This is a genomic window from Acinetobacter sp. YH01019 (genome assembly GCF_013420285.1).
Taxonomy (GTDB): domain Bacteria; phylum Pseudomonadota; class Gammaproteobacteria; order Pseudomonadales; family Moraxellaceae; genus Acinetobacter; species Acinetobacter gandensis.
In genome coordinates this window covers 25,887-34,346 of sequence record NZ_VOYM01000035.1, presented here as the reverse complement: position 1 = coordinate 34,346, position 8,460 = coordinate 25,887, and the positions used below count along the sequence as shown (strand labels likewise).

The following is an 8,460-nucleotide window of genomic DNA, read 5'->3' as shown; positions in this document are numbered from 1 at the left end:
CGGTTTTAGAAAGAGTTGTAATTTCTCCAAAAAGATTGAAAACCATTTTAAAGCCTTCGACTTAACCTTTTTTTACATCAATAATGGTTTCATTTAATGTCAGCATACTTTTTGAAACACCACCTAATTTTCAAATATGCAGGTTGATGCATCTCCTCATAAGGTACTTCCACAATTTCAATTTGCTGCTCAATATCCAACTCTTTGAGTAAAGGTAAAATCGTATTACTACGTGATCGTGTATTGCTATACAGCTTCATGCTTTTCATGTGTTGTTTTCTTTCCTTGTTTTTATGCTTTTACTATACGCCGATTTGTGTAGAAAATTATTCCGGATAATCTTTCCATTTGCCTATTTGGTTACAATACCCACGCGAAAAAAATCACTCTAATTTTCAATTTAAATACTTCAATAATTTAAAACCAATTTATACATAGCAATACCAATTTGAGCCTTTTAAATGAAAAACAAATATTTAGTTGCAATTTTGACGCTTATAGTCCTGTCAGGTTGTTCGAAAAAAACTGAAGAAATAGCCAGTGAGGCGAGTCAAGAAACGCAAGACTCACATGTCGTTGCTTCCAATGAAGCTACAACTGATACCTCGCAAAGCAACACGCCATCCACAGCACCAATCACCGAACAAAAACCCAGCCAAATCATTAATGAACAGGTGAATGCAGCGGAAAATGGCCGCAAGATGGTGCGTGAGGCAAATATTAATTTTGAAGCCAAAGATGTAGTGAAATCAGCCTTGGAAATTGAAAAAATTACCCTTCAATCAGGTGGTTTTATCGAACAAAAGAATATTGGTTTTGTCGTGCAAGATTCAACCTCTCAAAACATTGCCGATGGCAAAATTAAAATTTTTGAAAAGGTTTCTCCACAAGCTGAGATGATTGTCCGAATTCCAAGTGCAAAAGCAGCGCAGTTTGTGAATCAATTATTACCGCTGATGCACTTTTTAAATGCTCAACAATATTCAGCAAAACGATATGAATTAAAACTGCTCGAACAAAAAATGGGACAAAGCCAAACTTTGCCTGAGCATGTTGCTACAGCACAATTGAGTGAAATTGCACGGTTGACTCGACTTGAAGTACAAGATCGCGTTCAATTTAGTACGATAGTGATTGCTTTGACACAACCAACAACTGTGCGTGAGCGCTATGACATCAATCTTGATGCAGTTGCTCAACTAAATGGTGATAGTTTCTGGCAACGTGCTTGGTATGGCATACAAAAAGGCTGGCAATTTGTACTCAGTTTATTGGTCATCCTCATTACCATTTGGCCACTTTATCTGATTGGCCTCTTAGCTTGGCTGCTTTATCGTGTGATCAAACCGTATATCGATAAATCGACAAAATAAGACTTCTCTTTTTTGAAAAGTGAGCAGCTGAAAAAAACTCGCCATCGATGTAATGGGGAGTTTTTTTACTTATGTTCTACTTTTAGAAAAAGCCCATGTAGAACTGTTCTTTTAATACTTTAAGTATCAATTCAATGGCGTCATTCTTACGATCCTTGCGGTAGCTTGCATACAGCCCAATCGTTGGTAAGGGCTCAACCGTATTCTTCACTAAAATCTTATCTCCAAGCAATGGAATCACATAAGATGGAACTAAACTCCAACCTACCCCCATACCGACTAAATTCACATTCAGCAAAATATTTGTCGAATGCTGTACCAAATTTACATTCAGTTTATTTTGCTTGAAAAAGTCCTGAATAATACGATACAGCTCAGGTGATGAATGCTCGTCACTGATAATAAAGTCTTGCTGATTCATGCTTTTGATGCTGATATGACGCTGCTCAGCCACGGGAGAATTTTTAGGAATAATCAACGCAAGTGGTTCTGTAAATATCTGTACAGATTCAATTTCAGGACTTTCTTCGACATAACGGGTAAAGGCAATATCAATTTCACCCTTACGAACTGCACTAATTTGATCTATGTCCATCAAACTATGGAAGTGGATTTTTAATTCAGGGAACTGCGCGCGAATATTTGGCATGATGTATGGAAATACTTTCATCTCTGCCACAGGTACAAAACCAATATTCAATTGCTCTTTACTTAATTGCGCAATCTGACGTGCATCCATGATGGCTTTTTCAGCATGCTCTAAACTTAAACGTGCTTCTTTTAAGAATGCTTGGCCTTCAGCCGTGAGTTCTACTTTACGATTGGTACGCATAAGTAGTTGCACACCGACTTCATGCTCTAAATCTTTAATTTGTTGACTCAATGACGGTTGAACCGTACACATGCGCTGTGCAGCCTTGGTAAAATTGAGTTCCTCGGCAACCGCAATAAAATATCGCAAATGTCGTAATTCCATTATTCAACTCCCAACCCACTGCGTTTAAATTTGATTGCTACAGTTTGGTGATACACAACTAAAGTCACAATCACCATCGCAGCACAGAATAAATAAGTCGCTTGAAAGCCCATCCAAGTAATGAGTACTCCCATTACGACAGAACCCACAGCGAGACCAACATCGAACAAAGTGAAAAAGGTAGAAATCGCATGTCCCATGCGTGGCTTTTCAACCGATTGAATCGCAACGGTCTGTAAACATGGAAAAACTGAGCCATAACCAATACCCATGAATACTGCTGATAGCCACATCACCCATTGGTTATTTAAAAAGCTCACAATCACTAAACCGATGGCAAAAAACACAAAAGATGGGTATATCACCGCACTCGGGCCTTTGCTGTCATATAACCTTCCCACCCAAGGCCTTACCAACAACATTGAAATAGCAAATACAATAAAGAAGACACTGGTATATGCGAGTAATTGCTTCACTTCTGCATAAGCTGTGATAAAACTCATTACACTGGAATAGGCAAATGCTGTGAGTAATGCAACAAAACCAATCGCTAATACTTTGCTTTCTACAATATCATGGAGCTGCAAACTCGAATTCCCCTTAGCTTGAGGCTTTGGACTCTGCTTGGCAGTTGTATTTTCTTGAATATTGATAAGCCAAGTAAAAATATAACCTAATGCTACGATGCCAGCTAAGACGGCAAATAACAGCCTAAAACTGGCAAATTGAATCAGGGTTAGTGCCAGAAATGGCCCAAAAACAACACCTAAGTTGGTCGACATCACAAAGTAGCCCATGCCTTCCCCCTTACGCTCATCGGGAATGTAATCATTCACAATCGGTACATTCACAGTGGTTAATATGCTGAACCAAAAGCCATGAAGAAAACGAACCAGCAGTAATGACCACATGCTTTCTATTAATAAATAAGCAAAAGCAAATACAACAAAAATGATGCCAGCTATACGTACAGAACGCGCCTTACCAATTCTCTCTACAATCATTCCTGAAAATGGGCGAATGGCAATGGATGACACTAAAAATAAGGTCAGTGCCATACCTGCTTGTTGTACCGTTCCACCCAAGTCGTTCATGATGTAAATTGGCAAAATGGTCAACAGCGCAAAATAATAGGTAAATAAAAATAAATTATTGAATAGGCAAAATATAAACGCACGGTTCCAAAGGCTTAGGCTATTTTGTTTCATCAACACTCACCTGTGTGCGTGCTGACAACGCTGTATTTTGACGTACCGGTGCGAGTGCAAGTTCAACTAAGCGCTGAATATATTCAGCATCAGGTTTGCGATTAAAGAAAATAATTTGGTAATGAATAGGCCCATACAACATATCCAGCATCAGCTCAAATGGATACTCTGCACGAATTTCTTGACGTTGAATCGACAGTTGAATTAGCGCACGCGTCGCTTCTCGACGCGGTAATAAATATTGTTTAAAAAATTCACCCGCAGCTTCTCGATGTTCAGCCATTACGACTAACAATGCCCGCCCGACATGCTGGTTCAAAGCATAAGATAATTTTAATAATTGCTGATTTAAATTGAACTCTAAACTTTGACTTAAATCTAAATCAAATACAGATGCTGTTTGCTCTTTAAAGGCATCAAAAACCAAATCAGATTTATGTTTCCACCAGCGATAAATGGTTGACTTACCCACCCCTGCGCGTGCAGCAATATCTTCTACCGTCATATTACGATAATCATGTTCAGCCAAGGCATCTGCGACAGCTTGCAAAATACATTGCTTACGTCGAGAAGTTTTTTCAGTCTCACTCATTTAGCACCGTACCAGTAAAAACGAAACGCTACGTATCGTTTTATTTTAAATGCTAAGACAGCTAAAAACTATGCTTAAACAGAATTTAGGCCCTAAACTTTAGTAGAACACTCGGGATTTATTGTGGATAAAATTCACTATCTGAATGAAAAAAAAGACCACATAAGTGATCTTTTTTTAAACAGAAGTCGCCACTTAGCTTTGTGGCGTTTTCTTATAAATACTGCATGAAGGATGATGATTTTCCTGTAAACGTGCAACTTTACGATGCTCTGCAGCTTCAAAACGGCAACGCTTCCAGTCATTATCTAAATTTAATGGTGGAATTTGCTTCGGCTTACCTTGCTCATCAACGGCAACCATAGTGAAGTAACAGCTATTGGTATGGCGAACAGTACGCTTTTGAATATTTTGTGCTTCGACACGAATACCAATTTCCATAGAAGTACGACCAACATGGTTCACACTTGCAAGGAAAGTTACTAATTCACCGACATGAATAGGCTCTTTAAAATTAACTTTATCTACAGATAAGGTCACCACATAGCTACCTGAATAACGACTTGCGCATGCATACGCTACTTGGTCTAGCAATTTTAAAATTGTTCCACCATGCACATTTCCAGAGAAATTGGCCATGTCAGGCGTCATGAGGACTGACATCGATAATTCGGACTGGTCGTCTAGTGCATTCGCAATTTGATCTAATGGGGACATCTTGTTTCTCTAGACTCGTGATATAACAATGATTAATGTGATTATTATATAGATTTAAATGCAAATTAAATGTTCAATTCGGCAAAAAAACCATCATTATTATTTATAGTGATCATGCCATCATTCAGTAAAATATATATCAACACAAATAAAAGCCGATATTACCGTCACTTTTAAACTGTATTGATATAATTTGTATAAACACCTGCATACAGATTTACTTAGCGATGAGCAATCTGCATTTTAGCAATGGTGATCGTCAGTCAGTATTTTATATGGTGAAATGATTTTAACCACAATGATTTAATCCGCTAAGACTTTTAACATCTCGAAAGATACATTGTCATAACTGGTTTTTTGACCACCGTCTTGAGTACTTTCAACAGTATAAGTATTGTCAATCTTCACTTGAGTGATGATAAATACACTGTTTTCCATCATAGCAAGCTTAACTTTTTGTCCTACCTGAAGCATTTGCATCTACATTTCCCCCTATAAAAGAGTTATTGATTTAAAGTATTAATATAATGTAGGAAGTCTAAACACTTTAAAACACTCGGTAAACTTAAATATATGAATAAAAAGGTAATATAGATATATAATATAAGTATACAGTTAAAACCAATTAGTTATTATTTTTTAATAAATATCAATAAATTAATTTTACAAATGAATATTTTGTTTAATATAAATACAATTTATTCAATAAAATAATATCTATTTACGATAAGTGATTAAGCTTTTATCGATCACTATTGAATCAATAGCTGGATTTTAAGAAAAATAAAAGCCCCTATTTCTACATAAAAAATAGAGGCCAGCAATATATGTTCAAATGAGGTGACTAATCTTGTGCCGCCATATAATGAATATTATGACCTGAACTATATTTATGCTGTGCATATACCCTTGAAATGTCAGAAAGCTTTTCAAAAGTCGCTTCCTCACCCGCCTGCATTGTCGCCTCACGGCCCTTTACATCAAAGATATGTGCTTTTTCACGTAAATCAGGCTGAATCACAATATCGGCACGTTTAAGTTCTTCTTGCGCCAATCGATTTTGCATAATATTAATATTTTGGTTAAACAATCCCCATACATTTGAAGTTTCTGTATGTATCGGCCGCGCTAAGATATCAACTGCAATTATGATATCCGCCCCTAGCTCACGTGCTACATCCACGGGTACAGGGCTAACCAAGCCACCATCAACATATTCCGTTTTTTCTATTATAGTGGGAATAAACATACTGGGTATAGACACAGATGCACGCACCGCCTGCCCTGTATTGCCATAATTAAAAACAACTTTTTTGCCGTCTTTTAATTCTGTTGCAACAACATACATTGGTGTTTTAAGGAGTTCTAAAGGCACATCTTCAACTTGCTGATTAATGAAGTCTTCAACTTTTTTACCATCAAAAAAGCCTTTCATGTCTAATCGAATATCACGTACATCATTGGCTTTTAAATCTAAGGCAATTTTTCGAAGTTCTGCTGCATTTTTTCCTGACGCATACAATGAACCCACAATGCTTCCTGCACTTGTACCGACAATAAAATCTGGCTTGATGCCTTGTTGTTCAAGTACCTGAATCGCCCCAATATGCGCATAACCACGTGCACCACCGCTTCCCAAAACCAAAGCAACAATCGGGCGCTTTTCTTGTTTTTTAACTTTATTGAAATCAATACGATTTGCCGAGACTTGTGCAGGTGCAGCGTTGTATTTTGAAATTTCAGTAGTGTGTTGAGCATTAAGCGGTTTAGAGGGAACACTCTGACAGCCTGTAATGGCAAGGATTACCGATGCAATCAAAATGCTTCTACTTTTCATGGGGAGATTTTCCAAATTCGAACTCAAGATTTAAGGAAAGACGTAGTCTAAACACTCGGTTTTGAAACCACTGTTATAATTCGGTAATAGCCAAACTGCATTTATTATATCGAAACCTTAACTATTAAACATTGACTCGCGCGCTCTTCGGTGAAGTTACGGTGTGCCAATTGATACAAGCTCAATTCAGTACTGTAAAAAAGAAGCCGCTATAAATAGCAGCTTCTTTTATTGATAAAAACAGGATTACCAAATATCAGAATTCACTTTATCTTTATATTTTGGATGTTTATCTAACTTAAACACGGGCTCTTTCACGCCACTCTTTAACTGTGATGTGTAGTCTTTTAACAACATCAAAAGGAAAGGTGTCAGCAACAATATAGCGAATAGGTTAATACTCGCCATCACGCCCATAAATAAGTCTGCCAAATTCCAAATCACTGGTACACTCATAACTGAGCCCAGATAAACCATCATTAATACAAACACTCGGAACACGAACATGACTTTGGGATTGTTATTGATAAACTGGACGTTACCTTCTGCATAAGCATAGTTACCAATCACTGATGAATAAGCAAATAAGAATAGAATAATTGCTAGGAAGTCATCGCCCCAAGCACCGATTTGGCTTTCAAGTGCCATCTGAGTGAGTGCAACGCCTTCAAATCCAGCATTTTCGTATAAACCTGATGCCAAGATAATAATAGCGGTGCAAGTACACACTACGAAGGTATCTACAAATACACCCAACATTTGCACCAAGCCTTGGTTTACAGGATGTTTAACATCCGATGCTGCCGCAGCATTCGGAGCAGAACCCATACCCGCTTCGTTTGAGAATAATCCACGCTTAATGCCTTGCATCATCGCCATAGAAACCATAGCACCGAAGAAACCACCAGCCGCAGCATCAAACTCAAATGCTTTGCTGAATATTAACTGGAAGATATCAGGCAAGATTGCAAAGTTAGCAAAAGCGATATAGAGCGCGACTGCCAAATAAAGTAATGCCATAAATGGAACAAAACGTTCTGCAACTTTTGCAATACGCTTAATACCACCAAAAATAATCAGCGCTGTTATAAAAACAAGGAATAACCCTACCCATGAAATTTCAAAACTAAAACTGCCCAAACTCAATACTAGATTGGCTTTATCCCAACCCCAAGCATGTGAAGTTGCACCTGTAATGGCATTGGCTTGTACTGCATTAAACACAAAGCCATAGGTTGAAATCAGGGCAATCGCAAATACCACACCCAACCATTTTTGTTTTAAGCCTTGGGTAATGTAATAAGCTGGTCCACCGCGGAATTGCTGATTTTGAGTATCACGCACTTTAAAAAGTTGAGCTAGAGAAGATTCAACAAATGCAGAACTCATCCCTAAGAATGCCGTCATCCACATCCAAAAGACTGCACCAGGCCCACCAATAGCAATTGCTATTGCAACACCGGCCACATTACCCACACCGACACGACTTGCAAGACCCGTTACAAAAGCCTGAAATGGTGTAATACCATGATCATCATCACCTTCCTTTCGGCTAGATTTCATCACTTTCATACTGTGAATGAATAGGCGAATCTGGACTGCACCTGTTACTACAGTATAAAAAATACCAACAGCAACCAAGAAGACAACAAGGAAATCCCAAAGTGGGTCATTAAAAATTTTAATCCACCCCAACAGGGTTTCATTTAATTGTTCATTCATATTCAACCCTAGTTTTAAATGGTCAAAACTATGAA

At 37.9% G+C, this 8,460-nt stretch carries 9 protein-coding genes and 1 pseudogene; 2 read left to right on the top strand and 8 right to left on the bottom strand.

Annotated features, from left to right (window positions below):
* Positions 1 to 97, top strand: a pseudogene (locus tag FTT84_RS09785) (IS1 family transposase); the annotation flags it as partial.
* Here the strand turns inward: FTT84_RS09785 and FTT84_RS09780 are convergent.
* On the bottom strand, positions 90 to 269 hold the full coding sequence (locus FTT84_RS09780; RefSeq protein ID WP_373685009.1) for a hypothetical protein: 180 nt from the start codon (positions 267 to 269) through the stop codon (positions 90 to 92). The pseudogene FTT84_RS09785 and the gene FTT84_RS09780 sit on opposite strands and share 8 nt — an antisense overlap.
* Positions 270 to 461: 192 nt before the next feature.
* Between FTT84_RS09780 and FTT84_RS09775 the strand changes: the two genes are divergently transcribed.
* Positions 462 to 1,373, top strand: a complete 912-nt coding sequence (locus FTT84_RS09775) for a DUF4349 domain-containing protein (protein WP_180081074.1) — start codon at positions 462 to 464, stop codon at positions 1,371 to 1,373.
* An 82-nt stretch (positions 1,374 to 1,455) separates the two neighbouring features.
* On the opposite strand, the gene FTT84_RS09770 is transcribed toward FTT84_RS09775, so the two are convergent.
* The 7 genes from FTT84_RS09770 to FTT84_RS09740 form a co-directional block, all read right to left on the bottom strand.
* Positions 1,456 to 2,349, bottom strand: coding sequence for a LysR substrate-binding domain-containing protein (locus FTT84_RS09770; RefSeq protein WP_180057829.1), 894 nt, complete (start codon positions 2,347 to 2,349; stop codon positions 1,456 to 1,458).
* Positions 2,349 to 3,557 carry an MFS transporter gene (locus tag FTT84_RS09765; protein ID WP_180081072.1) on the bottom strand — a complete coding sequence of 403 codons (1,209 nt, stop codon included), beginning with the start codon at positions 3,555 to 3,557 and terminating at the stop codon, positions 2,349 to 2,351. Before FTT84_RS09765 ends, FTT84_RS09770 begins: the two co-directional genes overlap by 1 nt.
* Positions 3,544 to 4,149, bottom strand: a complete 606-nt coding sequence (locus FTT84_RS09760) for a TetR/AcrR family transcriptional regulator (RefSeq protein WP_067764498.1) — start codon at positions 4,147 to 4,149, stop codon at positions 3,544 to 3,546. Before FTT84_RS09760 ends, FTT84_RS09765 begins: the two co-directional genes overlap by 14 nt.
* 195 nt (positions 4,150 to 4,344) lie before the next feature.
* Complete coding sequence (locus FTT84_RS09755) at positions 4,345 to 4,866, bottom strand: acyl-CoA thioesterase (protein WP_067764501.1); 522 nt, start codon at positions 4,864 to 4,866, stop codon at positions 4,345 to 4,347.
* A 303-nt stretch (positions 4,867 to 5,169) separates the two neighbouring features.
* Positions 5,170 to 5,346 carry a hypothetical protein gene (locus tag FTT84_RS09750; RefSeq protein WP_167348721.1) on the bottom strand — a complete coding sequence of 59 codons (177 nt, stop codon included), beginning with the start codon at positions 5,344 to 5,346 and terminating at the stop codon, positions 5,170 to 5,172.
* Positions 5,347 to 5,710: 364 nt separating this feature from the next.
* The gene (locus FTT84_RS09745; protein WP_180081070.1) at positions 5,711 to 6,703 is read right to left on the bottom strand and encodes a patatin-like phospholipase family protein; all 993 of its coding nucleotides are present in this window, start codon (positions 6,701 to 6,703) and stop codon (positions 5,711 to 5,713) included.
* Between the two features lie 246 nt (positions 6,704 to 6,949).
* Entirely contained in the window at positions 6,950 to 8,425 is a 1,476-nt protein-coding gene (locus FTT84_RS09740; RefSeq protein WP_180057817.1) for a sodium:alanine symporter family protein, read from the bottom strand.
* Positions 8,426 to 8,460 lie beyond the last annotated feature (35 nt).

Excerpts from the sequence above, each read along its gene's own strand:
- FTT84_RS09780 (WP_373685009.1), bottom strand. The coding sequence starts at position 269 with ATGAAAAGCATGAAGCTGTATAGCAATACACGATCACGTAGTAATACG.
- FTT84_RS09775 (WP_180081074.1), top strand. The coding sequence starts at position 462 with ATGAAAAACAAATATTTAGTTGCAATTTTGACGCTTATAGTCCTGTCA.
- FTT84_RS09770 (WP_180057829.1), bottom strand. The coding sequence starts at position 2,349 with ATGGAATTACGACATTTGCGATATTTTATTGCGGTTGCCGAGGAACTC.
- FTT84_RS09765 (WP_180081072.1), bottom strand. The coding sequence starts at position 3,557 with ATGAAACAAAATAGCCTAAGCCTTTGGAACCGTGCGTTTATATTTTGC.
- FTT84_RS09760 (WP_067764498.1), bottom strand. The coding sequence starts at position 4,149 with ATGAGTGAGACTGAAAAAACTTCTCGACGTAAGCAATGTATTTTGCAA.
- FTT84_RS09755 (WP_067764501.1), bottom strand. The coding sequence starts at position 4,866 with ATGTCCCCATTAGATCAAATTGCGAATGCACTAGACGACCAGTCCGAA.
- FTT84_RS09750 (WP_167348721.1), bottom strand. The coding sequence starts at position 5,346 with ATGCAAATGCTTCAGGTAGGACAAAAAGTTAAGCTTGCTATGATGGAA.
- FTT84_RS09745 (WP_180081070.1), bottom strand. The coding sequence starts at position 6,703 with ATGAAAAGTAGAAGCATTTTGATTGCATCGGTAATCCTTGCCATTACA.
- FTT84_RS09740 (WP_180057817.1), bottom strand. The coding sequence starts at position 8,425 with ATGAATGAACAATTAAATGAAACCCTGTTGGGGTGGATTAAAATTTTT.